This is a genomic window from Micromonospora sp. NPDC049301, from assembly GCF_040678715.1.
Taxonomy (GTDB): Bacteria; Actinomycetota; Actinomycetes; order Mycobacteriales; family Micromonosporaceae; genus Micromonospora.
In genome coordinates, this window is record NZ_JBFAQO010000005.1 from 57,319 (window position 1) to 82,307 (window position 24,989).

General features: G+C 74.1%; 21 protein-coding genes. 9 read left to right on the forward strand and 12 right to left on the reverse strand.

Annotated elements, in window-relative coordinates; translation table 11 throughout:
• Nucleotides 1–59 precede the first annotated feature (59 nt).
• A complete protein-coding gene (locus AB0K07_RS16105; protein WP_363755712.1) occupies nucleotides 60–1,496 on the forward strand; it encodes a pyridoxal-dependent decarboxylase in 1,437 nt (478 codons plus the stop codon).
• Between the two features lie 302 nt (nucleotides 1,497–1,798).
• Here AB0K07_RS16105 and AB0K07_RS16110 read toward each other — a convergent pair whose 3' ends face one another.
• Nucleotides 1,799–2,761: a sulfite exporter TauE/SafE family protein gene (locus AB0K07_RS16110; protein WP_363755714.1), complete on the reverse strand. Its 963-nt coding sequence runs from the start codon at nucleotides 2,759–2,761 to the stop codon at nucleotides 1,799–1,801.
• Nucleotides 2,762–2,862: 101 nt separating this feature from the next.
• Nucleotides 2,863–3,327: an Rrf2 family transcriptional regulator gene (locus AB0K07_RS16115; RefSeq protein WP_363755716.1), complete on the reverse strand. Its 465-nt coding sequence runs from the start codon at nucleotides 3,325–3,327 to the stop codon at nucleotides 2,863–2,865.
• 259 nt (nucleotides 3,328–3,586) lie between these two features.
• Here AB0K07_RS16115 and AB0K07_RS16120 point away from each other — a divergent pair, with 259 nt between their 5' ends.
• Nucleotides 3,587–4,258 carry a YceI family protein gene (locus AB0K07_RS16120; RefSeq protein WP_363755718.1) on the forward strand — a complete coding sequence of 224 codons (672 nt, stop codon included), beginning with the start codon at nucleotides 3,587–3,589 and terminating at the stop codon, nucleotides 4,256–4,258.
• A 71-nt stretch (nucleotides 4,259–4,329) separates the two neighbouring features.
• On the opposite strand, the gene AB0K07_RS16125 is transcribed toward AB0K07_RS16120, so the two are convergent.
• The 3 genes from AB0K07_RS16125 to AB0K07_RS16135 form a co-directional block, all read right to left on the reverse strand.
• A complete protein-coding gene (locus AB0K07_RS16125) occupies nucleotides 4,330–5,214 on the reverse strand; it encodes an acyl-CoA thioesterase II (protein WP_363755720.1) in 885 nt (294 codons plus the stop codon).
• Complete coding sequence (gene pyk / locus AB0K07_RS16130; protein ID WP_363755722.1) at nucleotides 5,211–6,659, reverse strand: pyruvate kinase; 1,449 nt, start codon at nucleotides 6,657–6,659, stop codon at nucleotides 5,211–5,213. The genes AB0K07_RS16125 and pyk overlap by 4 nt, the downstream gene beginning before the upstream one ends.
• A 316-nt stretch (nucleotides 6,660–6,975) precedes the next feature.
• Complete coding sequence (locus tag AB0K07_RS16135; protein WP_089019800.1) at nucleotides 6,976–7,341, reverse strand: YciI family protein; 366 nt, start codon at nucleotides 7,339–7,341, stop codon at nucleotides 6,976–6,978.
• A gap of 257 nt (nucleotides 7,342–7,598) precedes the next feature.
• Between AB0K07_RS16135 and AB0K07_RS16140 the strand changes: the two genes are divergently transcribed.
• Nucleotides 7,599–7,919, forward strand: a complete 321-nt coding sequence (locus tag AB0K07_RS16140; RefSeq protein WP_363755725.1) for a hypothetical protein — start codon at nucleotides 7,599–7,601, stop codon at nucleotides 7,917–7,919.
• Nucleotides 7,916–8,425: a hypothetical protein gene (locus tag AB0K07_RS16145; RefSeq protein WP_363755727.1), complete on the forward strand. Its 510-nt coding sequence runs from the start codon at nucleotides 7,916–7,918 to the stop codon at nucleotides 8,423–8,425. The genes AB0K07_RS16140 and AB0K07_RS16145 overlap by 4 nt, the downstream gene beginning before the upstream one ends.
• 28 nt (nucleotides 8,426–8,453) lie before the next feature.
• Here AB0K07_RS16145 and AB0K07_RS16150 read toward each other — a convergent pair whose 3' ends face one another.
• Nucleotides 8,454–12,470: a CHAT domain-containing protein gene (locus tag AB0K07_RS16150; RefSeq protein WP_363755729.1), complete on the reverse strand. Its 4,017-nt coding sequence runs from the start codon at nucleotides 12,468–12,470 to the stop codon at nucleotides 8,454–8,456.
• A gap of 209 nt (nucleotides 12,471–12,679) precedes the next feature.
• On the opposite strand from AB0K07_RS16150, the gene AB0K07_RS16155 reads away from it, so the two are divergent.
• On the forward strand, nucleotides 12,680–13,552 hold the full coding sequence (locus AB0K07_RS16155; protein WP_363755731.1) for an aldo/keto reductase: 873 nt from the start codon (nucleotides 12,680–12,682) through the stop codon (nucleotides 13,550–13,552).
• Nucleotides 13,553–13,610: 58 nt separating this feature from the next.
• Here the strand turns inward: AB0K07_RS16155 and AB0K07_RS16160 are convergent, their stop codons facing one another.
• On the reverse strand, nucleotides 13,611–14,390 hold the full coding sequence (locus tag AB0K07_RS16160; protein WP_363755733.1) for an alpha/beta fold hydrolase: 780 nt from the start codon (nucleotides 14,388–14,390) through the stop codon (nucleotides 13,611–13,613).
• A gap of 234 nt (nucleotides 14,391–14,624) precedes the next feature.
• On the opposite strand from AB0K07_RS16160, the gene AB0K07_RS16165 reads away from it, so the two are divergent.
• Complete coding sequence (locus AB0K07_RS16165; RefSeq protein ID WP_363755734.1) at nucleotides 14,625–15,983, forward strand: pentapeptide repeat-containing protein; 1,359 nt, start codon at nucleotides 14,625–14,627, stop codon at nucleotides 15,981–15,983.
• A 10-nt stretch (nucleotides 15,984–15,993) separates the two neighbouring features.
• Here the strand turns inward: AB0K07_RS16165 and AB0K07_RS16170 are convergent, their stop codons facing one another.
• On the reverse strand, nucleotides 15,994–16,569 hold the full coding sequence (locus AB0K07_RS16170; protein WP_363755735.1) for a helix-turn-helix domain-containing protein: 576 nt from the start codon (nucleotides 16,567–16,569) through the stop codon (nucleotides 15,994–15,996).
• 216 nt (nucleotides 16,570–16,785) lie between these two features.
• Between AB0K07_RS16170 and AB0K07_RS16175 the strand changes: the two genes are divergently transcribed.
• A complete protein-coding gene (locus AB0K07_RS16175; RefSeq protein WP_363755737.1) occupies nucleotides 16,786–18,252 on the forward strand; it encodes an MFS transporter in 1,467 nt (488 codons plus the stop codon).
• Nucleotides 18,253–18,369: 117 nt separating this feature from the next.
• Complete coding sequence (locus AB0K07_RS16180; RefSeq protein WP_363755739.1) at nucleotides 18,370–19,362, forward strand: SEC-C domain-containing protein; 993 nt, start codon at nucleotides 18,370–18,372, stop codon at nucleotides 19,360–19,362.
• Nucleotides 19,363–19,507: 145 nt separating this feature from the next.
• Here the strand turns inward: AB0K07_RS16180 and AB0K07_RS16185 are convergent, their stop codons facing one another.
• Nucleotides 19,508–19,771: a DUF6244 family protein gene (locus AB0K07_RS16185; RefSeq protein WP_363755741.1), complete on the reverse strand. Its 264-nt coding sequence runs from the start codon at nucleotides 19,769–19,771 to the stop codon at nucleotides 19,508–19,510.
• Between the two features lie 353 nt (nucleotides 19,772–20,124).
• Here AB0K07_RS16185 and AB0K07_RS16190 point away from each other — a divergent pair, with 353 nt between their 5' ends.
• A complete protein-coding gene (locus AB0K07_RS16190) occupies nucleotides 20,125–20,460 on the forward strand; it encodes a hypothetical protein (protein ID WP_363755743.1) in 336 nt (111 codons plus the stop codon).
• 76 nt (nucleotides 20,461–20,536) lie between these two features.
• Here AB0K07_RS16190 and AB0K07_RS16195 read toward each other — a convergent pair whose 3' ends face one another.
• From AB0K07_RS16195 to AB0K07_RS16205, 3 genes are all read right to left on the reverse strand, one after another.
• A complete protein-coding gene (locus tag AB0K07_RS16195) occupies nucleotides 20,537–20,851 on the reverse strand; it encodes a helix-turn-helix domain-containing protein (protein ID WP_363755745.1) in 315 nt (104 codons plus the stop codon).
• A 666-nt stretch (nucleotides 20,852–21,517) separates the two neighbouring features.
• Nucleotides 21,518–22,399: a hypothetical protein gene (locus AB0K07_RS16200; protein ID WP_363755747.1), complete on the reverse strand. Its 882-nt coding sequence runs from the start codon at nucleotides 22,397–22,399 to the stop codon at nucleotides 21,518–21,520.
• A gap of 2 nt (nucleotides 22,400–22,401) precedes the next feature.
• Nucleotides 22,402–24,933, reverse strand: coding sequence for an FtsK/SpoIIIE domain-containing protein (locus AB0K07_RS16205; RefSeq protein ID WP_363755749.1), 2,532 nt, complete (start codon nucleotides 24,931–24,933; stop codon nucleotides 22,402–22,404).
• Between the last annotated feature and the right edge of the window lie 56 nt (nucleotides 24,934–24,989).

Below are 24,989 nucleotides of genomic sequence, written 5' to 3' on the forward strand. Positions count from 1 at the left end.
GACCGCCGAGCCACGCCCGAGTCTTGCCCCGACGGTCGATGCCTGATCAACTCGTCCGGGTGAGCGCCCCACACATGGACCCCGACGAGTTCCGCCGCGCCGGCCACGCCGTCATCGACTGGATCGCCGACTACTGGGCCACCCTGGAGCAGCGTCCGGTCGCTCCGGCCGACCCACCCGGCACGGTGGCGGCCGCCCTGCCGCCCACCCCGCCCACCGCCAACGAGCCGGTCGAGGCGGTCCTCGCCGACCTGGACGCGATCGTCGTACCGGGGCTGACCCACTGGCAGCACCCGGGCTTCTTCGGCTTCTTCCCGGCCAACACCTCCGGCCCGAGCCTGCTCGGCGACCTGGTCAGCTCCGGGCTCGGCGTGCAGGGCATGCTGTGGGCCTCCAGCCCGGCCTGCACGGAGCTGGAGACCGTGATGATGGACTGGCTGGCCCAGTTGCTGGACCTGCCGCAGAGGTTCCGCTCGACCGGCACCGGCGGAGGGGTGATCCAGGACTCGGCCTCCTCGGCGACGCTGGTCGCCACCCTGGCCGCCCTGCACCGGGCCAGCCGGGGCCGCTGGCGCGAGGCCGGCATCGACCGGCGCTACCGCGCGTACACCTCCGTGCACGGGCACTCCTCCATCGAGAAGGCGGCGCGGATCGCCGGGCTGGGCAGCGACGGGGTCCGCCCGATCGAGGCGGACCCGCAGACCCACGCGCTACGGCCGGCCGCGCTGCGCGCCGCCATCGAGGCCGACCTGGCCGCCGGGGAGGTCCCCGCCATCGTGGTCGCCACCATCGGCACCACCTCCACCACCGCCGTCGACCCGCTGCCGGAGATCGGGGAGATCTGCGCCGAGTACGGGATCTGGCTGCACGTGGACGCCGCGTACGCGGGCGCCGCCGCCGTCTGCCCGGAGCTGCGCTGGTCGCACACCGGCCTGGAGTACGCCGACTCGTACTGCTTCGACCCGCACAAGTGGCTGCTCACCGGCTTCGACTGCGACGCGTTCTGGGTGGCCGATCGCGGCGAACTGGTCGAGGCGCTGACCGTGCTGCCGGAGTTCCTGCGCAACGCGGCCAGCGAGTCCGGCGCGGTGATCGACTACCGGGACTGGCAGGTGCCGCTGGGCCGCCGGTTCCGGGCCCTGAAGCTGTTCTTCGTGCTGCGCTGGTACGGCGCCGAGGGGCTGCGGGCGCACATCCGCTCCGGGGTGGCGCTGGCCGCCCGGTTCGCCGACCGGGTCCGCGCCGACGACCGGTTCGCGCTGGCCGCGGCGCACCCCTTCTCGCTGGTCTGCTTCCGGCTGCACGCCGACGACGACACCAACGCCGAGTTGCTGGCCCGGGTGAACGGCACCGGGCGGGTGCACCTGACGCACACCCGGGTGGGCGGCCGGTACACGCTGCGGCTCGCGGTCGGCTCACCGCAGACCGGGCAACGGCACGTCGACGAGGCGTGGGAGCTGCTGAGCGCCGCAGCCGACGACCTGCCCAAGCCCTGACGCCAGCCCAAGGCCGCCCGACTGAGCGGCCGACGCCGCCTCACCATCGGTCGTCACCCCGACCATCACCCGCCGCGACCACCCTGGATCGCGCCTTTGCTCTGCTTACACCGAGGCAACAGTTACCGGTGGTCACCGAGGTGCCCGGGGTTGGGGCCCGTCCCGCCGGGAAATCCGCAGGTCAGTGCGGTGTTGCGTGGAGGTAAGCAGAGCAAAGCGGGCGACAGGCGTCCGATGGGGACGCGCGGCCGGTCACCAGAGGTAGCTGCGACTGAGGCGGACACCGTGGCTGGCGGCGGGGTTCAGCGGGCGGCCGGCGTACCCGTTGCGGTCAGCTCAGCCGGGGCGGTGCCGGCGGCCGCCGGAGCGGGAGAGACCTCGGCGGCGCTCGCGGCGATGGCCCGCGTCTGGCGGGTACGGCGCAGGGCCCGCACGGCCAGCACCAGCGCGGACAGCCAGCAGGCGGCCAGCAGGGCGTAGAGCGCGGGCCGGACCGGGCCGTCCAGCTCGGCGGAACGGATCAGGGTGCGGGCGTTGGTCAGCACGATCGCGCCACCGACCGCCGCGCCGAGCAGTTGGGCCGGCACGATGCGCACCAGCCACGCGGCCAGCGGGGCGGCGATGAGCCCGCCGATGAGCAGCGCGGCGACGGTGGGCAGCAGGAACCCCTCGCTGCCCAGCCCGATCAGGAAGCCGACGCTGGCCGCGCCGGCCACCACGAACTCGGCCGTGTCCACCGAGCCGATCACCTTGCGCGGCTCCATGCGGCCGGAGACCAGCAGGGCCGGCGTGGCCACCGGGCCCCAACCTCCGCCGCCGGTGGCGTCGACGAAGCCGGCGACCAGGCCGAGCGGGCCGAGGAAGCGCCCGCGCAGCCGGCCGCCGACCCGGTCGGTACGCAGCGGCCGGGCGAAGCGGACCAGCAGGTACGCGCCGAGCGTGAAGAGGATGCCGGCCATCCACGGCGCGGCCGACTCGGTGGAGATCGAGCTGAGCAGGGTGGCGCCGGCGAACGCGCCGATCGCGCCGGGCAGTGCGATGCGGGTGACCACCCGCCAGTCGACGTTGCCGAACCGCCAGTGCGCCACCCCGGCGGCGAGCGTGGTGCCGATCTCGGCCAGGTGCACCGAGGCCGACGCGGCGGCCGGGGCGACCCCGGCGACCAGCAGCAGGGTGGACGACGTCAGCCCGTACGCCATGCCGAGCGAACCGTCGACCAGCTGCGCGGCGAGCCCGACCAGAGCGAGGACCAGCAGCTTGCGCACGAGCGCCCCCTGACTTTTCGGCATCTCCTATCGACTTGGTCGACAATGCGGCACGGGGATGCCTGGGTCAAGTGCCCGATCGGTGGATGGGACGCCGGCGGTCAGATCCAGGCGCGCGGATCGGCGGCCAACTCGGTGACCCGGGCGGGCAGCGCACCCGCGGCCACGTCGGCGATGCTCACCAGCTCCAGGATCTCCCGCTCGCTGGCCCGCAGCGCGATCCAGACCTCCTGGAGCGAGCGGGCCGGACCGTGATAGCCGAGTGCTTCCGGGCGCTGCCCGCGTACGTGCGCGAGCGGCCCGTCGATCACCCGGATCACCTCCGCCAGCGAGATCTCCTCGGCCGGGCGGGCCAGCCAGTAGCCGCCCTCCGGGCCCCGCTGGGCGTGCACGATGCCGCCCCGGCGCAGCTGGAGCAGGATGCTCTCCAGGAACTTCGGCGGGATCTCCTGGGCCCGGGCGATCTGGTCGGCCGTGACCGGCCGGCCACGCCCGGGGCCGCTGGCCGTCGCGGCGAGCTCGGCGGCCGCGCGGAGGGCGTAGTCGACCCGGGCGGAGAGACGCATGTCGGCAAGGTTAGCCCGCTGGTCAGCCGGCCGGGCGGGCGACCCTCGGCCGTTCGGCCACGCGTCGACGCGGAGCGGGTCGGTCGCCGAACCCGTCCGACACACGTGAAGTGCGTCATGATCCACGCTTTGGTGGGCCCCGAAAACCCGCGCCGAAGCGTCCCTATGCTGAGCGGGGAGTACGAATGACTGACCGTTCAGGCGGGCTCCATCAGCACATTGATAAACACTCGGGTCAGCTCGGGGGGAAGGCAACACGATGACCGATATCGCGACACGCACCTGGGATGGCATGACCATCCCGGCGGCCGGCACCTATCGTCTCGATCAGGCGCACAAGCGGATCGGTTTCCTGTCCCGGCACATGATGGTGAGCCCGGTACGCGGTGAATTCGCCGAGGGGACCGCGCGGATCCTCGTGGCGGAGGACCCGCTGCTCTCCTCGGTGACCGCCACCATCAAGACCGCCAGCATCACCACCGGCAGCGTCGACCGGGACAACCACCTGAAGAGTGCCGACTTTCTCGACGTGGAGCGTTATCCCACCCTCGAATATCGAAGCACGGGTATCAGGTGGCAGGGCAACGAGGACCCGATCTTCTACTGGGCGCGCCTGCGCAACCATCGATTCGGCGCACGAGGCAGAAGTCACAATCTCCCACCGCAGTCGGACCCGGCGACGCCCGGACGATTCGTACTCACCGGCGAATTGACGGTGAAGGGAATCACGCGTGCGGTCGACCTTCAGGTGAATTTCGGCGGTGCTCGTCGTGATCCGTACGGACAGAACATCTTCGGGTTCAGCGCGACGGCCGAAATCAACCGCGAGGACTACGGCCTGCTGTGGAACGTGGCGCTGGAAAGTGGCGGAGTCCTGGTCGGCAGGACCGTGCAGATCGACATCGCCGGCGAGGGCATCCACCAGCCCTGACCGGTTGGTACGTCGGCCCCGCCGGGACGCGACCTGTGCGGGCGCGTGCCGGACGGGGACGACCGACTGTCTCAGGCGCCGACGCGGCGCAGCAGACCCTCCTGCACGGCGCTGGCGATCTGCCGGCCGTCGGTGGTGAACATCCGGCCGGTGGCCAGCCCCCGGGCGCCGGACGCCGACGGGCTCCAGCAGTCGTAGAGGAACCACTCGTCGGCGCGGAACGGCCGGTGGAACCAGAGCGCGTGATCGAGGCTCGCGCCGACCACCCCGCCCGGCCCCCACACCTCGCCGTGCACGGAGAGCACCGAATCCAGCAGGGTGAGGTCCGAGGCGTAGGTGAGCGCGCAGGCGTGCAGCAGCGGGTCGTCCGGCAGCTTGCCGTCGATGCGCATCCAGACCCGCTGGTGCGGGTCGGCCGGCCGGTCGCCGGGACGGACCCAGCCGGGCTCGCCGACGTAGCGGACGTCGATCGGGCGCGGGATCTGCCCCCAGATGCCCAGCCGCTCCGGATAGCGGGAGAGCCGGTCGGTCATCGTCGGCACGTCCTGCGGCGCGGGCACGTCCGGCGGTGCCGGCGCCTGGTGGTCCAGCCCCTCCTCCGCCCGCTGAAAGGACGCCGACATGAAGAAGATCGGCTTGTCGTGCTGGAGCGCCACCGCGCGGCGGACGGAGAAGGACCGGCCGTCGCGGATGTTCTCCACCTGGTACTCGATCGGCTCGACCGGGTCGCCGGGACGGACGAAGTAGCCGTGCAGGGAGTGCACGAACCGCTCCGGGTCGACCGTGCGGCCGGCGGCGACCAGGGCCTGACCGGCGACCTGGCCCCCGTACACCCGCTGCGGGCCGACCGGGGGGCTCATCCCCCGGAAGGTCATCTCCCCGGTCGGGTCGAGGTCCAGGACCTCGAGCAGCTGGTCGACGGCGGCCTGGCCGACCGCGACCTGGTCGTCGCTCACTGCAGCGCCCGCGCCGACGCCGCGTCGACGAGCGAGCCGAGCTGGTGGACGCGCAGCGTGTTGGTCGAGCCGGGGGTGCCGGGCGGGCTGCCGGCCACGATCACCACGTAGTCGCCCGGGTTGGCCCGGTTGAGGCCGAGCAGCGCCTGGTCGACCTGGCGGAACATGTCGTCGGTGTGCTGCACGAACGGCATCAGGAAGGTCTCCACGCCCCAGGTCAGGGCGAGCTGGCTGCGCACCTCGGGGACCGGGGTGAAGGCCAGCAGCGGCAGGTCGCAGTGCAGCCGGGAGAGCCGCCGGACGGTGTCACCGGTCTGCGAGAAGGCGACCAGCGCCTTGGCGTTGATGGCCCGGGCGATCGACGAGGCGGCCACGGTGAGCGCGCCGCCGTGGGTACGGGGGTCGTGCTGCAGGCGCGGCACCCCGATGGAACCGGACTCGGTGGTCGTCACGATCTTGGCCATGGTGCTGACGGTCAGCACCGGATACTTGCCGACGCTGGTCTCGCCGGAGAGCATCACCGCGTCCGCGCCGTCGAGCACCGCGTTGGCCACGTCGGAGGCCTCCGCCCGGGTGGGGCGGGAATTCTCGATCATGGAGTCGAGCATCTGGGTGGCGACGATGACCGGCTTGGCGTTCTCCCGGCAGAGCTGCACGGCCCGCTTCTGCACCAGCGGGACCTCGTCCAGCGGCATCTCGACACCGAGGTCGCCGCGGGCGACCATGACGCCGTCGAAGGCCAGCACGATGGCCTCCAGGTGGTCCACCGCCTCCGGCTTCTCCACCTTGGCCAGCACCGGCCGGAACACGCCCTCCTCGGCCATGATGCCGTGCACGAGCTTGATGTCCTCGGCCGAGCGGACGAACGAGAGGGCGACCAGGTCGACGCCGAGCCCCAGGGAGAAGCGCAGGTCCTCGGCGTCCTTCTCCGACATGGCGGGCACGCTGACCGCCACGTTCGGCAGCGAGACGCCCTTGTTGTTGGAGACCGGACCGCCCTCGGTGACCAGGCAGCGGATGTCGTTGCCGGTGACGTCGGTGACCTCGACGGCGACGCGGCCGTCGTCGATCAGCAGCCGGTCACCGGGCTTCACCTCCTGCGGCAGCTTGCGGTAGGTGCAGGAGACCCGCTCCTTGGTGCCGACGATGTCGTCGCCGGTGATCACGACGGAGTCACCGGTGCGCCACTCGTACGGGCCGTCGGCGAACCGGCCGAGCCGGATCTTGGGACCCTGCAGGTCGGCGAGGACGGCCACCGGCTTACCGGCCGCCTCGGACGCCTCCCGGACCAGTCGGTAGACCGCCTCGTGGTCAGCGTGGCTGCCGTGGCTGAAGTTGAGCCTCGCCACGTTCATGCCGGCCTCGACGAGACCCCGGATGCGCTCCGGAGACGAGGTGGCGGGACCAAGAGTGCAGACGATCTTCGCGCGGCGTGTCACGCCCATCAGGCTAGTCTCTCCTTCAGGTCGGACTCGGGGCCGACCCCTTGCAGGCAGCGGAACAATTGTCCAACGACGCGCGGCGCGCGTCGGGCCGGCGGGCGGAACCGCACCGGGAACGTTGTGGCGACGGGCAACGGCGACCGCGCGCCGGAAATCGTACGCCTCCGCTGGCACGCACCCTCGACCTGCTCCCGGCGGCGGCTCACCGGGAGTGCCCCGACGGCGGCAGGGTGGGCACCGCGGTGAGCAGGCGCGACCGTAGCAGCGGCGGACGGCCGACCGCCGTCACCATCACGACACCCGTCGCTGGATCGACCGGTCAGCTCTCGGTCTTGGCCAGCGGAAACTCCAGGGAACCGGCGGGGCAGAGGAAGGTCAGCACGTCCACCCGGTAGAGGCCGGCCTGCACCGCCGGGTCGGCCTCCAGCACGCTGCGCACGTCGTCGACGCTGCCCGTGCGGGCCAGCCCGAAACCGATCGGCGGCTCCGGGTTGCGGGCCGGCCCGTCCACCGAGCCGGCGACCAGGATGATCCCCCGTTGCTGCAACGCCTGCATGTGCTCGGTGTGCTCGGCCTGCAACCGCTGCACGGTCTCGTTGGGCAGGGCCCGTCCGGCCGCGCCGGGATAGATCACGATGCACTCGTACGTGTCGAGCGCGAAGTCGACCTGCGGCACTCCCGCCATGGGTGCTCCCTCCGCCGTCGCGCCGGGTGCGGACCGGCCCGGCTGCCCGAGCCGGCGTCGCCGGCACGCGCCCAGCGTCGCACGCCGACGGCGCTCGCACCGGTCGCTCGGCGCAACTGGCCCCGGTCGGGCCGGCGGAGGCAGCCGGGCCTCACGATCGGCGGTCGGGCCGCCGGGTGCTGGTGGTCATCCGACACGTCCGCCGACCGGGCGCCGCGACCGGCTACGGTGGACGGTCCGGGCGGCGGGAGGTCAGGATGCGCGACGACGAACCGGCGGCGGACGCGCTGCCGTACGTCGAGGTGACCGACGAGGCGTACGCGGCGCGGGCCGCGGCGGGCTTCACGGTGCGGGAGTTCGAGTTCGCGGTGCTGCTCACCGGGCGCTGCCCCCGCTGCGACCACTTGATGAGCAGCAGCGTGGTCGACGAGCTGTACCGGCGGGAGGCGTCGGCGGCCGCGCCGGACCCGGGCTACCGGACGGTGCTCTGCGAGTGCGAGGCCGACCACCCCGCGCGTCCGGCCGGGCTGCGCGGCTGCGGCGCGTACTGGACGCTGCGGCTGGAGGTCGAGGCGTGATCCGGCTGCGCCCCGGGCCGCCCGCGACCGTCGCCGACCTGCACCGGGCGCAGCAGTTGGCCGGTCTGCTGCGCGGCGAGCTGGAGCGGGTCCGCGCGGCGGCGGTGGCGTGGCGCAACGGGCTCGGCGGCCTGCTCGTGGCACTGGTCGGGTTCAGCCTGATCCGGGGCCGCACCGACGTCGGCACGCTGGCGCCGCACTGGGGTGCGCTGGTCGGCGTCCTGCTGCTCGCCGCGCTGACCGCCGGCGTGGCCGGGGCGCTGGCGCTGCTCCGCGCGGCGCACGGCAGGTTGGTGGTGACCCCGGTGGCGGCGCTTCCGCCGGCCCCGCTCGGCGACCATCTGGAGGCGATGGCGGCGGTCCGGTCGCTGCGGATCGGGGTGTGGCTGGTGCTGCTCTGCATCGCACTGCTGGTCGCGGCGGTCGGGGTGACCTGGTACGCGCCCGCCCGCCCGGCCCCGCCCGCCGCCGTCTCCTCCGCCGACGTGCAGGCAGGGACGCCCTGAGCGCCTGCCCTTCCGGACGGTGGGCTCGTCAGGGGCCGAGGTGGGCGTAGCCGGCCCAGGTGTCGGGGCGGTCGGGCAGGGCGGCGCGCAGCCGGCGGACCGACCGGTGCAGGGCGACCGCCGCCCGGTCCGGTGCGATCCCGCCGGGCACCGCCAGGCCGTCGTACAGGTCGGCGCAGAGCCGCACGGTCAGCGCGTCCGAGATGGACCAGAGCGCGCCGATGACGTGCCGGAACCCGGCGAGCTGGAACGCGGTGCCGAGGGTGAGCGCCTCGTCGGGCAGGGCCGCGCCGCCGCGTACCGTCTCGCAGGCGGACAGGACGGCCAGCGCGGCCGGGCTGCCGGCGGGCCGCCACAGGTCCCGGACGTGCAGCGGGCCGCCGGCCAGCGCGAGACGCCCCCAGGCCGGGGCGCGCAGGTCCTGGGTGCCGTGGCAGGACAGGTGGGCGACCGGCTGGTCGGGCAGCGCGGTGAGCACGGCCGCCGGGGTGGCCGCCGGGCCGAGGAGTGCGCGGACCCGGGGCAGGTGCCGGCGGACGATCTCCTCCTCCCGCGCCACACCGGGCAGGTCGGCCAGGCCGGGGGTCTGCGGCATGCCGACGACCAGCGCCGAGTCGACCGGCTCGGGCCGGGCCGGCACGCCGCGCCGGGCGTGCGCCAGCGCCCGCAGCGAGGCCGTGTACGACGGCACCACCCGGTCCAGCACCCCGTCGCCGTCGAGTGGGCCGGCCGCGTGCAGCGGCAGCAGGGTGAGCAGCCCGGTGGGGCACCACCACAGCCGTGGCCAGTCATCTGCGGACGGAACGGTCGGGGAGGGCGCCGCCGCGTCGAGCACCGGTGCGGCGACGACCCGCCACAGCCAGTCCAGCGTCTGGCCGACCTCGGTCCGGGCCGCCAGCCGGCGGCGCTGCGCGGCCGGCTCGGGGCCGTCCGGTGCCGCCGCCCCGGTGAGCACCGCGATCGCGGTCAGGAAGCCCGCCGTCCGCGTGACCAGCTCGGCCAGGGCCAGCCCGGGCAGCGGGACCACGGTGACCCGGCCGTCGGCGACCACCAGCGCGTCGCAGCGCCGCGCGGCCACGTTGACCAGCACCACCGGGCCACCGGCCGCGGCCCGGGCCAGGGTGGCGAACGGCGGCGGGCGGAGGAAGTCGGTGAACCCGGGCCGGGCGCGGATCTCCACGAGCAGGTCCCGGCGGCGTACGGCGAGGTCGTACCGCTGCTCCACCCGGCCGCCCGGAGCGTCGGGGCCGGCGGGCGACAGCGCGGTGAAGCCGTCGAGGGCGGCCTGGAGGTCGGCGAGCCGTTCCGCCAGCCGGGGGAACCGCGCGCGCAGGGCGGCCAGGTCCGCGCCCGCGTCGTGGGCCCGGGTCAGCAGGACGCCACGGCCGTACTCGAGCAGCTCGACGGCGCGTTCCGGGCGGTCGAGGGCGGTGGCGACCGCGGCGGCGTCGCTGGCCAGCCCGGGGAACAGCCCGAGCAGGCGGGCCTGGTCGTCGGGGTCCATGCCGTGCCAGGCCACCAGGTCGATCAGCTCGATCGCGGTGGCGTACCCGTCGAGCGCGGCCGGCAGGTCGCCGACCGCCGCGGCGTGGTCCGCGTACCGGCTCGCCGCCGCCGCCCGGAGCAGCGAGGGCGCGGACTCCACCGCGGCGGCGGCGCGCAGCGCGGCGGTCGCCTCGGCCAGCGCGGCCGACCCGGCGGCAGCAGGGTCGGCGGCGTCCGGGAGCGGGTCGCCGGCGGGGTCGGCGACCGCCTCCAGGGCGGTGGCCAGGTTGCTCAGGCACATGGTGCGGGCGGGATGCTCGGCGGGCAGCGCGTCCACCGCAGCCCGGTTGGCCGCCAGCATGGCGGTGGCGTCCGCCTCGTCGCGGCCGGCCCGGTAGCGCAGCAGCAGCGCGTTACCGAGGTTGGTGTGGATCCGGTGCCGCTCCGCGCCGACCGCCGGCTGGCGCTCGCTCAGCCGTTGAAGGAGTCGGACCGCCTCGTCCAGCCCCGCCGGGTCGTCGTGCAGACGGTGCCGCAGCAGATAGGCCAGGGCGAGGGTGTTGAGCGTCTCGACGTACTCGGTTGGCTCGGCCTCCCGTTCGGCCAGTTCGGCCGCCTCGCGCAGGGCGGTCACGGCGGCGTCGGCGTCCCGGGCCGCGCCGGCCGCGACCTGGTCGGGGGGCTCGCCGCCGGCCGGCAGCGCGCCGTTCAGGGCGAGCTCCACCCGGCGGTTCAACGCGGAGCCGTAGTTGGTCAGCGCCGGCAGCCGGTCCGGGTGCCCGGGTGGCGCGGTCTCGGTCACCTGTGCCAGCACCTGGACCGCCTCGGTGAGGGTGGCCAGGTCCTGAGTCGAGGCGAACAGGGCCTGCAACACCAGGCCCAGGTTCGAGCGGTACCGGGGCAGCGAGGCTCCCTCCGGTGGTGCCGCGGCAACCGCGGCCCGCAGCGCAACGGCGGCCGGCTCCAGCAGCGCCGGCTCCCCCGCCAGGTCGGACAGTTCGCGCAGGGTGTTGCCCAGGTTATTGAGCACCTGGTGGCGCAGCGGGTCGGTGCGGGAAAGCAGCGACTCCACCTCGGTCAGCGCGTCCCGGGCGGCCCGCAGAGCGGTCACCCCGCCCAGGTCGGTGTGGCCTCGACCGAGCGCGTAGCCGAGGTCCGCGAGCCAACGGGCCCGTTGGACCGGGTCCCCGGCGGCGTCGGCGCCCTCGCGCAGCAGCCGCACCGCCTCGGTGATGTCCTCGGTCCGCCGCTGCCGCTCGTACCGGGTCACCAGCAGGCCGCCCACCGCGTGTCGTATCTCGTCCCGGCCCAGCCCACCGTGCACCGAGCCGGACCCGGCTGCCGCCACCCGGTACGCCTCGATCGCCGCGTCGAGGTCGGCCGGTGCGGCGTCGGTCTGGTGCCGCTCAGCGAGCAGGGTGGCCAGGCCGGCCTGTGCGGTGCCGGCCAGCTCGGGATCCAGACCGGCGAACGCGGTCAACGCCGACCGGTACGCCTCGATCGCCGCGTCCCGGTCGGCCGGCGACCGGTCACGCAGGAACCGTTCGGCGAGCGCCGTGCCGTGCAGCGCCGCGAAGCGGGGATCACCGGCGGCTCGGGCGGCGGCGAACGAGTCGACCGCCTCGTCGAGGTCGGCCGGCCGGGCCCGCAGACGCCACCGGTCGCGCAGCCGCTGCCCGAGGTTGGCCCGGGCCATGGCGCGCACCGAGGGGCTGGCCCCGGTGACGCGGGCGGCGTCGCGGAGCAGCGTGATCGCTTCGTCCAGGTCCGCCGGGGCGCCGTCGACCTCGTACCGGTCGCTGAGCACGTTGCCGAGGTTGAACAGCCGGGCCGCACGTTCCGGGTCGTCGGCCGGGGTGGACTCCAGGCTCTCCCGGTGCGCCTGAATCGCCGACGGCAGGGCGCGCTGCCGGCCGAGGTGCTGGAACTGGTCGCGGTGCACCTTGCCGAGGGCGGACAGGTAGTGCAGCCGCTCCGGCTCACCCGCGGGCGTGCCGTCCACCGCCCGTCGCAGCAGCGCCGCCGCCCGGTCGGCGCCCCGGTAGTCACGGTTGTTCTCCGCGGCGGCCATCAGCATGACGGCCTCCAGGAACAGCGCGCCGGCCTCGCCGTCGGCCAGGCCGCCCGTACGCCCGCCGGGAGCGGAACCGGTGGGCGTGGACGCGGGGCCGCCGGGGGCCCGCGGGCCGGGCACCCGACCGGAGTCCGGTGGCGGTCGGTGCGCGTGCAGCATCGCCAGCAGCGACGGCGGCACCCGCTCCGGCGCGAAGCGCAGCAGGAACTCGGTGAGCGTGACCGCCTGGACGAGGTCGTCGGCGGCCTCGCCCGGGGGCAGCAGCTGACAGCGGTACCAGTGCAGGCAGGCCAGGAGGAAGAAGCCCTCGGCGACCGGCCCCGGCAGCGGGCCGTCCGTGGGCGTGGCGGTCACCAACTCCATGACCGCCCGGGCGTCGTGGAGCGCGCCGGAGTCGAGCACGGCCCGAGGGTCCGTCGTGGCGCCGAAACGGTCCAGCCGCTCCCGCAGCCGACGCACCGGGTCGGACCTGAACCGTCGCCACATCACGCCTCCCCCGACCGGCCGCACCGGTTCCGATCAGGCGTAGCAGACCGGACACGGGGGCGCCAGCACCAATTCGGTCCTGGCGGCGACCATCGTGTCCCCGCGCACACAGTCGGCGCGCCGGGGATAGGACATCGGGATTCGGGGATCATCGTGGGGTGGCGGGCCGAGCTCATCCCCGCCACGACGACACGATTGGGGAACCGCGTATGGCGACCGACGTCAGCAAGCAACCCGCGAAGGCTTCCGGCAGCTACCGGATCGGGGGCGACCTCACCGTCGACCGGCTCGGCTACGGGGCGATGCAGCTCACCGGGCCGGGCGTCTGGGGTGACCCGAAGGACCCCGCCGAGGCGGTCCGGGTGCTGCGCCGGGCGGTCGAGCTGGGCGTGACGTTCATCGACACCGCCGACTCGTACGGCCCGTTCGTCTCCGAGCTGCTGATCCGCGAGGCCCTGCACCCGTACGCCGACGACCTGGTCGTCGCGACCAAGGGTGGCTTCACGCGGGCCGGGCCGGGCGACTGGCGGGTGGTGGGCCGCCCGGAGTACCTGCGCCAGCAGTGTGAGCTGAGCCTGCGCCACCTGGGCCTGGAGACGATTCCGCTCTACCAGCTGCACCGGATCGACCCGCAGGTGCCGCTCGCCGATCAGCTGGGCGAGCTGGAGCTGTTGCGGCAGGAGGGCAAGATCCGGCACATCGGACTGTCCGAGGTGACCGTCTCCCAGATCGAGGAGTCCCGCGCCATCACCTCGATCGCCTCCGTGCAGAACCTGTACAACCTGGCCAACCGCAGCGCCGAGGACGTGCTGGAGTACTGCGAGCGCAACGATCTCGCGTTCATCCCGTGGTTCCCGATCGCCACCGGCGAGCTGGCGCGCCCGGGCGGGCCGCTGGACACGATCGCCGCCACGCACGACGCGTCGCCCGCGCAGCTCGCGCTGGCCTGGCTGCTGCGCCGGTCGCCGGTGATGCTGCCCATCCCCGGCACGTCCTCGGTGGCGCACCTGGAGGAGAACGTGGCCGCCGCGGAGGTGCGGCTCACCGACGACGAGTTCGAGGCGCTGGCCAAGGCGACCTGACCCTCAACCCGACGCGGCGCGTGGGTGGTCCGAGCCCGGACCACCCACGCGGGCCGGGTCAGAGAGCGAGGCAGTTGGGCCCCACCGGGCCGTCGACGAGGGCGCCGCGCACGATGGTGTACGCGGTGCCGTCGAGCACCAACCCGAGGTGCCCGACCACCCGCAACGGGCAGTACGCCTGGATCAGCACGTTGGTCGCGCCGTCGTTGACGGCGGCGTTCCCGGTCGGCCGGACCAGCTCGTCCTGGAGGGTGCGGATGGTGGTGTAGCGCACCGCGCCCGGGGTGTCGTCGCCGGCGTTGAGGTCGGCGAGGAAGGCGGAGCCGATGGTCATCTGCTGGCAGGCCACCACGCCGGCGCAGCTGCCGAGACCCAGGAACGCCACGATGTTCGCCACGTACGTGCCGTACTGCGGCGAGCCCAGGCTGACGTACCGGCCGACGCTGGCGGTGCCGCCGAGCCGCTTGAGGTAGTAGCGGGCGACGAGGCCACCCTCGGAGTGGGCGACCAGGTCCACGGTCGCCGCGCCGGTGCTGGCGCGTACCTGGCTGACGTAGCCGGCGAACGCGCGGGCGGAGGTGGGGATGTCGCCGAGGCCCAGCCCGGGCAGTTGGTAGATGAAGGTCCGGTAGCCGTCGCCGCGCAGCCGGGCGGCGATCGGCTCGTACGCGACGGCGACGCCGCTGAGCCCGCCGACCACGATGACGGGGTTGGCCGCCGCGGTGACCGCCACCGGGGCGGCCACGGGTGCGGCGGGGGCGGCGGTCGCCGTGGCGGTGGACGCGAGCAGGGCGGCGGTGGCGAGGGACAGGACGAGGACGGTCTTTCGGAGCAGCATGGCCGAACCTCCGGGGGGAGGCACCCGGCGAACCGGGCAGGTGGGTGGGGGTGTCCGGTCGACCGTGCGACGATGATGCGCGCAACAATTTGGAAACGTCAATGACTTGTTACGCGCTGGTAACCCGTTGTTCCGACGGGGGTGCAAACCGGCATATCGGCGCTCCTCCACATCGGACGCTCACCCGGTCGCGCGGGCACCCCGGCGCGGGACGACGGATGGCATGCTGTGGCCGTGGCCGCTGACGAACCCACCGAGCGCCAGCTCCGGGTGATGCCGTGGTGGCTGGTCCTGGTGGGCCTGCTGGTCGCCGCCGCGCTCGGCTGGCTGGTGCTGGACCTGCTGCTCACCGAGGCCGACCGGGCCAGTCAACCGGACACCCGCGCCACGCTGCGCATCGACGCGATCCGCACCGGCCTGACCGTGGTCGCCGGCACCGGCGGCGGGCTGGCGCTCCTGCTGGCCGCCCGCCGGCAGTGGATCGCCGAACGCGCGCAGCGGCACCAGGAGACCGTCGCCGCCCGGGACCAGGCGCACCGCGACCGGGTGCAGGCGCACGCCGAGTCGGTCGCCGAGGCCGCGCAGCGGCACCAGGAGCGGCAGTCCGGGGCGGCCGAGCACGACGCGGCCGAGCGCCGGCTGACCGAGCTCTACACCCGGGCCGTCGAGCTGCTCGGCAACGACAGCGCGGCGGTACGCCTCGGTGGGCTGCACGCGCTGGAGCGTCTCGGTCAGGACAATCCGGCGCAGCGCCCGACGATCGCGGCGGTGCTCTGCGCGTACCTGCGGATGCCGGCGCCGAACGACGAGCCGCGCGAGACGGAGGTCCGGCGCACCGCGCAGCGGGTGCTCACCCGGCACCTGCGCGCGGACGACGCGGACCACTGGCCGGACGTCGTGCTGGACCTGACCGGCGCCGCGCTTGTCGACTTCGACGCCGCCGGCTGCACGCTGGTCGACGCGGACTTCACGCGAGCCGTGTTCACCGGCACGACCAGCTTCGCGGGCACGACGGCGCGAGGCCGGCTCGCCCTTCAGTCGACGGTCTTCGGTGACGTGGTCTTCGACGGCCTCCGGGCCGACGGGGAGGTCGTGCTGGACGGCGCCCGCGTCGGCGGTCTGGCCGACTTCGAGGGGGCCGTGTTCACCGACGGCCTGTCCTGCCGGCGGTCCAGCTTCGCCGGCCCGACCTCATTCCGTCGGGCGACCTTCGGCCAGCCGACCAGCTTCGACGCCACCCGATTCGAGGACGTCGCCACGTTCCGGGAGGCCGCGTTCCTCGGCGCCCTGTCGATGGAGCACACCGAGTTCGGCGGGTCGGCCAGCTTCCGCTCCGTCCGGTTCACGAACATGGCGCTGTTCCGTTGGACGACCTTCGGCGGGGAGGCGCTGTTCGATCACGCCCGCTTCACCGACGCCGCGAACTTCGGCCGGGCCTGGTTCCACAGCGTGGCCAGCTTCGACGACGCACAGTTCAGCCGGCCACCGCAGGTCGACCAGGCCCGGGCGGCGGCTGGTCCTGGTCACCGGTGGCCGGCGGGCACCGTCGTCGAACGGCTCGACGACGAGTGGCTGCTGCTCGTCGACCGCTGAGCGGTCAGCGCTACGCGGCCGGCGGGCGCAGCCCGTCCAGGGCGACGCCGAGCACCCGGTCGCGCTGCTCGGGCGACGGGAACTGGGCCATCGTGAGGCCGCTGATCAGCCGCACCACGTCGTCGAAGCCGATGTCCTCGCGGACCACGCCGGCGGCCTGGGCGCGGCTCATCAGCGGCTCGCCGGCGGCGTAGATCTCCATCCGGCAGCTCCGGAAGATCTCCGAATCGTGCAGCAACTCCTCGGCGAGCGCCCGTTTGGTGGCGACGTACGCGACGAAGCGGTGCAGCCAGGCGACGAGGGCGTCCCACGGGGGCAGCTCGGCCAGGTCCGCGGCGGACCGGCTCAGCGCCCGGACCTCCTCGACGTAGACGGCCTCGAAGAGATGCCGTCGATTCGGGAAGTTGCGGTAGAGCGTGCCGATGCCCACCCCGGCTCGCCGGGCCACGTCCTCCAGCGAGGCGGCGGCGCCGTTCTCGGCGAACGCGTCGCGGGCGGCGGCGATGAGGGCGTCGTAGTTACGCCGTGCGTCGGCCCGCTTCGGCCGCCGGGCGAAGACCTCGGGCGCCTGCCCCGCGCTGGTCATGACGTGCGTCACCTCACCTCGGTTGCATCCGGAGGCACCCCTCCGCTAGCTTAGTGGAGGCACCCCTCCGGAATCCCGGAGGCCTGCCTCCGGTTAGCTTACCTCGGGACCCGCCCGATCCGCCTGGCCACCCGATCGCCCGGGCCCGACAGCCCGCCCGCCGCCGCCCGGCGGGTGACGAACCTCCTTCCGTACGCAATCAGGGAGTTTTCTCTCGTGGCAGTAACCTCCCGGCGCAGCTCGCGTCGGCTCACCTTCTCTGTGCTCGCGGCCGGTGCCGGGTTCTTCGCGATGCTCCAGTCGCTGATCACCCCGGTGCTGCCGACCATCCAGCAGGACCTGCACACCTCGCAGAACACCGTGACCTGGGTACTGACCGCCTACCTGCTCTCCGCGTCGATCTTCACGCCGATCCTCGGCCGCGTCGGCGACATGGTCGGCAAGGAGCGGATGCTGGTCGTCTCGCTCGCCGCGCTCGCCCTCGGCTGCCTGCTCGCCGCCATCGCGCCGACCATCGGCGTCCTCATCATCGCCCGGATCGTGCAGGGCATCGGCGGCGCGGTCTTCCCGCTGTCGTTCGGCATCATCCGCGACGAGTTCCCCGCCGCGCGGGTCTCCGGCGCCGTCGCCGCCATCTCCGCGATCGTCGCCGCCGGCGGTGGCCTGGGCGTCGTGCTGGCCGGCCCGATCGTCAGCACGCTGGACTACCGGTGGCTGTTCTGGATCCCGATGGTCGTGGTCGGGCTGACCGCCGTCGCCGCGCACCTGTTCGTGCCCGAGTCGCCGGTGCGTACCCCCGGACGGATCGACTGGCGGGCCACCCTGCTGCTCTCCGGCTGGCTGGTCGCGCTGCTGCTGCCGATCAGCCAGGGCGCCGCCTGGGGCTGGACCTCCGGCCGGGTGCTCGGCCTGCTGGCGCTCGCCGTGGTGCTGCTGGTCAGCTGGCTGGTCGCCGAGGTGCGCTCCACCAACCCGCTGATCGACATGCGGATGATGCGCCTGCCCGGCGTCTGGACCACCAACCTGGTCGCCCTGCTCTACGGCGCGTCGATGTTCTCCGTGTACGCGTTCCTCCCGCAGTTCGTGCAGACCCCGACGGCCGCCGGCTACGGCTTCGGCGCCAGCATCAGCCAGGCGGGCCTGCTCATGCTGCCGATGCTGGTCGCGATGTTCATCGCCGGCCTGGTCGCCGGCCGACTCCAGTCCGTCTTCAGCGCCAAGGCGCAGCTCGCCACCGGCGCGACGTTCAACGTGGCCGCCTCCGCGATGCTGGCCGCCGCGCACGACACCCGCTGGGAGGTCGCGCTCGCCGGCGGCCTGGTCGGCCTCGGCATCGGCCTGGCCTTCGCGTCGATGGCCAACCTGATCGTGGGCAGCGTGCCCGCCAGCCAGACCGGCGTGGCCACCGGCATGAACGCCAACATCCGCACCATCGGCGGCGCGATCGGCGCCGCCGTGGTCAGCGGCGTGATCACCGCCCACCCGCAGGCCAACGGTCTGCCCCGGGAGGCCGGCTTCACGACGGGCTTTCTGGTCCTCACCGCGATCGCCCTGGCCGCCGCGCTCGCGGCCCTGGCCGTCCCGTCCGCCCGGCGGGCGGCGGCCGGTCGCCGGCCGTCCACCGCGACGATCGTCGAGTCGGAGCTAGCCGGCGAGTTCGCCACCATGCCGTCGACCCGCTGACCCGCTGACCCGAGACCCGGCGCCCGGGGTGGTCCGCCGCCCCGGGCTCCGCTGTTTCCGCCAGTTCCGGGAGTAGGCTGGCCGCTCCCGCCCACTCCCTGTCACCAGGATGCGCCCATGCCGACGTCCGAACTGCTGACCGCCGACCGCATCGACGAGATCGGTGCCCTGGGATCCGGGAGCCCGGACCCGGCCGCGCTGGTCGCCGAGCTGGTGGGTGCGGTCGATGAGGGACGGGTCGCCGACCCCGACGACACCGGATACGCGCTGCTGGTCGCCGCGGAGATCCTGGAGAAGGCGGGGGATCTGGCCGACGCGCTCGCGCTGACCACCCGCGCCATCGCCGAACAGCCCGACGACGACCCGTACGCCCGATCGATGCGCGGCGGCCTGCTGATGCGCCTCGGCCGCGAGGACGAGGGCCTGGCCGAGCTGACCGGGCTGCGCCCGCTGCTGGAGACCGATCCCGACGCCACGTACCTGATCGACGACCTGGCCGAGGCCGGCCACGCCGAGACGGCGCTGGAGTGGCTTACCGGGGCCCTCGACTCGATCATGGAACGGACCCGCACCCAGCAGCACGAGTCCGAGGACGCGCAGGACGAGGCCGCCGCCATGATCTACGGGCTGACCCAGCGGCGGCACGACCTGCGCGAGGAGCTGGGCCTCCCCCACGACGAGTACGACAACCTCGCCGACCGGCTGCGCGCCGCCAGCGACCACGCGCTCGACGCGCTGGACGACGGCCCCGCGACGCTGCTGTTCTGGCCGCGGGCGGAGTTCGACGCCCTGCTGGTGCGCTGGCCCGCGCTGATCGGCAGCTATCCCGCCACCTGGGACGAGCACCGCACCCAGGTCGAACGCGCGCTGGCCAACGCCTCCGGCCTCGGCGGCACCGACCTGGGCGTGGTCGCCGGCTCGGTGGCGGGGCTGGCGGCCTTCGCCGAGCGGGCGGGTAGCGACCCCACCGACGAGGAGACCCTCGACGAGTACGCGGACAGCCTCGACGAGGCGGGCGTGACAGCCTGGCCGCCGGGCCGCAACGACGCCTGCTGGTGTGGCTCGGGTGGCAAGTACAAGAAGTGCTGCCTGCCGCGCTCGCGAAGCTGACCGCGTTTCCTGGGGCACCCACGCGGCCAGCCACATCCGGCGACAGACCCTCAGCTGGCCGGGAGCGGGTCGATCGACTCCGTATCCCGACACCGAGTCGATCACTCGGCCGGGCGGGTGACGCAGCCCGCGCCACCACCCGTGGTCAGTTGCCCAGCGCGCGGACCTTGGCGATCGTCTCCTGGACGTGCTGCTTGGCGGGGTCGCCGCCCTGTGCCGCCTGCGCGAGGGCCTGGCGGTACGTGTCGATCATGCCGATCAGCGGACCGGCGGCCACACCCTCCAGCGCTCCGGCGACGAGCGCCCGCGCCTCGGCCGCGTCCTGCGCTGCCGCTGCCGTCTTGGTCTTCGCCTCGTCCAGCTTCTGCGACGCCGCCGCCAACCTCGCGATGATCTGTGCTGCGCTCACGCGCCCTCCCCGTGTCGACCATCGCCTCCACCACCGCACCGGCGGAGACCACAAGGGAGCGTACGAGATCAGCGCACCCAGCGCGACCAGTCGCTCGTTCACTCGTCACCTAGCGGTAGTGGATGCCCCAAGCGAGCGGCTCTGCCGGAACTTGTCCACGGGACCTCGACCGAGTCCGGCGGAAACCTAGATCTTGGACAGTTTCCGTTCGGCGCGACCGGAAACTGTCCAAGATCTAGGGCGACACACGGGACCGGGAGGCGTCGGACGGTCAGGCGTTCAGCTTCAGCGACGAAGACGTCGAGCCCGTGAACGCCTCAACGAGGCCTCGAGCCCAGCGCCGAGGCGGGCGAATGAGTACCGACGCCGTGGACGACCTGCGTGCCGCCTGGCTCGCCAGGATCTCCACCACCGATCGGGCCGGCGCGCAACTGCACGGGGCGGGGCCGCCCGGCCGGCGGTTGCCCTGGCAGGACGCGGTCACGGAGTGCTGGCGGGCGCTGAGCCTGGTCTACGCCGGCGTGGCCGCGAGCCGTGAGCCAGCCATCTGGGCAGGACCCGGTGGCCCGAACGACACGGAACGCGACGAGATCCTGGCCGTCGCCCAGTCCGCCGGCACCCGCGCGCAATCCGATGGCGCCACCGTCGCCGCGCAGGACGCGGGCCAACAGGCGGGCCAGCAAGGCTGACCAGCAGGACCGGCTTGCTTCGCCTCCTGGTCGAGGCCACCGCGGTGCCGGGCACGGCGCGTCCTGGGTGGTCCGGTCAGTCGCCTTGCCGCGTCCCGTGCTGCTGGTTCTGTCGCAGGGCTTCCTCAAGCTGGTCTTCGAGGATGATGATCCGGCAGGCGGCCTCCAGGGCGAAACCCTCGTCGACCATCTCACGGGCCCGGGCTGCCAGGCGCATCTGGTAGCGGGAATAGCGGCGGTGCCCGCCGGCAGAGCGGTGAGGGTTGATCAGCTTTGCCTCGTCGAGGCGGCGCAGGAAGTCCTGCGTCGTGCCGAGCATCTCCGCGGCCTGCCCAATGGTGTAGGCCGGGTAATTCTCGTCGCCGAACATGTCGTCCGGGGTTTGCCCCATGTCACCTCCATGTCGAGGGCCCCGGCGCTCACGCGCCGGGGCCCAGGGTTACGGGTCAGAACACCATCTACCGACAGGAACGTCGGCTTGTCGTATCCGCACCAGCCGCAAGTGACGGCATCGGGTGCGAGGATCGCATAAGCGTGACCGGAGACCACCTCTCGTTCGATGGATACTGCGGTGTCCGCCGGGCCGGCAATGACGGCCGAGGGCGGGCGATCCAACGGTGTAGGGCCCTCCCTTTCCTCTGCTTCTTCACTTTCCCTTGCTGACGTACGGTCCGCCGATGTCGGTGCCCCCTGCGACTTCATGGCCCCGCACACGTACGGCGAACATCAGCTGGAGCCCTGAAAAGAGCGTTGGCCCCACCTGCGGTCCCGGCGTCACTTCCGTCGGGAATCACGTGCTTCTACTGCCTGGCGGAGGAGCGGTGTCTATCGCTTCTCCTCCGCGCCGCCCGTCGTGACCCCACGGCCGGGCGCTCCGTCCGCGTCTTGACGGATCTCTTCTCTCGACTTGAAGAAGAGTATTCCACACCCTCGAAGATGTCTAGTCACCTCAGCCTAGATTTTCTGCGGCAGCGAGCAGATCTTCTATGGAAAGACTCGCCGCGAATTGTCCGGGGGCCGGGGGCCGGGGGCCGGGGGCCGGGGGCCGGGGCAGAGCTCAGCGCAGGCCGCGGACGAGCAGCAGGTAGCCGCAGTAGGCGACCGGCACCAGCAGGAAGCAGATCAGGAACCCGAGCGGCAGGTAGCGCGGCGGGGTGCCGGCGACCATGGCGGGCCGCCCCCACCGGCCGAGCACCAGGTACCCGCCGAAGAACGCCAGCGCGGGCAGCCCGGCGCAGATCCACGCGCCGAGGGTGAAGCCGTCGACCAGGCCGACCCCGGAGGCGAGCACCAGCGCCAGCATGAGCACCCCGGCAACGGCCCCGCACCCCGCGTACACGGCGACCGCGCGGGCCAGCGGCGACCAGGTGGGCAGCAGCTCCGGCCGCTGGGCGAGCAGCTCCGCCTGCTGCCCGTGCCGGTCGGCCTCGTCGGCCATCCGCCGGGCCATCTCCAGCTCCACCGCCGGGTCGACCGCCGCCGCGCGCTGCGCCGGCACCCCGACGCCCGCCGGGCTCACCGCCGTCGGCAGCGCCAGCCGCGCCTCCCCCGCCGGCAGCTCGGGGTACGCCCCGACATCCGCCCGCCCCGGCGCGCCGGCTGCGCCGGCGAGTCCACCGTCGCCCGGTCCGGGCATGACGGACGGGCCGGACACGGCAGCGGAGTCACCGGCCGACTCGGTCGGGGCCGGCGGGGCGGTACCGCCCGCGCTCGGTGCGGTGCCCGGATGCGCGGGAGGGACGGCGGACGGCTGGTCGACGCCGATCGCGCGGCCGAGCTGGTCGAGGCGGTGCCCCTGGGCGGTCAGCCGCTGGTGCAGGTATTCGACGGCGGCGTGCAGGTCGCGGCGGCGCTCGGACTCGATCGCGGCGTCCCGCTCGCCGGCGCGGCGCTGCTCGGCGAGCTGGCGAGCCAGCGCCGCGTACTCCTCGAAGGACACCGTCACTGCTCCCCGTCCGGCTCGTGCCCGTCGCGGGCGAACGGCACGATCAGCCTCGTGCGCTGGTCGTGCCGGTCGACCAGCAGCGCCCGGTCGGCGCGGGACGTGTAGGCGAGGTCGTGCACCCCCAGGTGCAGCGCCAGCTCGGCCCCCGGCACGTTGAGGGCGACCAGGCAGGCGACGTCGTCGCGGTTCTGGGTGCCGCCGAGGTCGTCGGCGAGCCGGCGCAGGCCGCGCCACCAGCCGAGCAGGTGCACCCCCTGAGCGGGGCCCTGCCGCAGCACCGTGCGCAGGTCGTCCAGGCCGGAGCGGAAGGTGACCGGGTCGGCCGCCCCGAGCACCGGCGCGGCGGCGTCCATCCCGAACACCACCAGGTATTCGCGCCCGGCTGGCGCGTCGGCCAGCGCGGCGATCCGGTCGCGCAGACCGGCCGCGTCGAGCCGCTGCACCGGGTGGCCGGCGGCCCGCAACGCGGCTTCGGTCTCGTCGGCGACCGGATCGGCGGCGGTGACCAGCGAGGCCAGCACGAACCGGGCGTCGCCGGCGGCGTGTTGGCGGGCCAGGCTCAGTGTCGCGGCGCGCAGCACGTCGGCGCCGGCCGGCGCGGTGCCGACCACGGCGAGGTGCCGACCGGGGGTGGCGTCCATCAGGAACAGCGCGGTGGTGCCGTGCACGTCGACGGTCCGGCCGACCAGGGCCATCGGGCGCCGGCCACCGGGGCGCAGCCCGGCGAACGTGGGATCGTCCTCGACCCGCGCCGCCTCGTACCCCTTGAAGACCGCCGGTGGCCGCGCGCCCGGCGGGCGGGCCTCCCACAGCTCGTGACGCAGCGCGGCGAGGTCCGCGGCGGCGGCGTGCGCGTCGGGGAACCGCAGCACGGTGTCGGCGCCGACCGCACCGGCGGCGGTGTTGACCACGGCGGAACCGATCGGCAGGGCCGCGGCCGCGTCGTTCAGTGCGTCGAGCACCCCGCCACCACCGGGCAGCGCCACCCGCAGCGCGAACTGCCCGAAGATCGCCTCGGCCCGCCCGTAGAGGGCCTCGATGCCGGTCATGCTCTGGCTGGCCAGCACCAGGTGCACGCCGTAGGAGCGACCCTTGCGGGCCAGCTCCTCCAGCAGGTCGACGGACTCGCGGGCCAGCGCGTCGTTGCCGGCGAGCAGCACGTGGAACTCGTCGATGACCGCCACGATGCGCGGCAGCGCATTGTCCCGGGGCAGGTCGGCGAGCTTGGTGACGCCGTGCCGCTTGAGCGCGGTGGCCCGGCGCTGTGCCTCGCGGCGCAGCTCGCGCAGCACGGCGAGGCCGTACTCCCGGTCGGATTCGATGCCGACGGCACGGGCGTGCGGCAGCCAGGACGGGTCGCGCCCGGTGGGCACGAACTCGGTGAAGCTCACGCCCTCCTTGAAGTCGAGCAGGTAGAGCTGGAGCTCGGCCGGGGAGTAGCGGGCGGCCAGCCCGTACAGGACGTCGAGCAGGAAGACGGTCTTGCCGGCGCCGGTGCGCCCGCCGACCAGCCAGTGCGGGGTGGCGTCGTCGAAGGCGACGGTCAGCGGGGTGCGGCCGGCGCGGCCGATCACCGTCCGCAGGCCGTTGCCGGCGGACTCGGCCCAGCGCCGCTCGGGCAGCAGGTCGGCGAAGTGCAGCGCGTCGGTGCGGCGGGCGGCGGCGCCCAGGTGCTCGGCGAGCGCGCGCACGGAGGCCGGCGGGGGGTCGCCGTCGAGCAGCACCGGCGCCGCGAGGCCGCCGCCGTCGGCGCTGAACGGGGCGTTGGGCGGGTCGCCGACGTGCGCGTACCGCTCGCTGAGCCGGACCGCGGTGGCGCCGCCCAGCGGCGGCGAGGTCTCACCCGGCAGCCGGGAGGGGTGGCCGGCGAGCAGCACGCAGACGGCGGCGGCGGGGCCGGCGTGGGTGAGGGCGGCGAGCCGGGCCAGCTCGCGCGGAGGCGGTGCGGCGGTGGCGACCACCACCAGCAGCTGTCGGGCCTCGGGGTCGGCGTGCTGCGCGGCGCGGGCGTGCTGTTCGGCCGCGTCCAGCAACGCGGCCACCTCGGCCTCCCCGGTGGCCGGCGGGTCGAGCACCCCGGCGTCGAGCAGCGGGCGCAGCGGGCCGAAGGTGGCGCCCAGCGCGGCGGGGTCGATGCCGGCGACCCGGACCTGACCGGCCGGAGCGGTGGCGACCAGCCGCAGCACCAACGCTCGCAGCAGCCCGGCGACCCGAGGGTCCCGGGCGTCGGTGTCCAGTGCCAGGTGGTGGCCTCCGCCGACCGGCAGCAGTACCGGGAAACCGCCGTCGGGAGTGGACGCCTCGCCGATCCGGACCGGCACCGGCGCGTCGGTGAGGGGGGTGGCGCCCGGCGTGGGGGTGGCCAGCGTGCCGCCGAGGCGGGCCAGTCGGGCCACCAGCTCGCCGGCGCCGACCGGCGCGGTGGGGGCCGCCGCCGTGCCCAGCGCCCCTTGGGCGGCGTCCAGGTGTGCCCGAGCCGCCCGGTGGGAGGTGACCGCCTGACCGTACGCCGACGCGAGCCTGCCCACGCTCTGCCTCCCACGCCACGGCTGTCCGGTTCGCGGAAACCCTAACGGACGGCCGC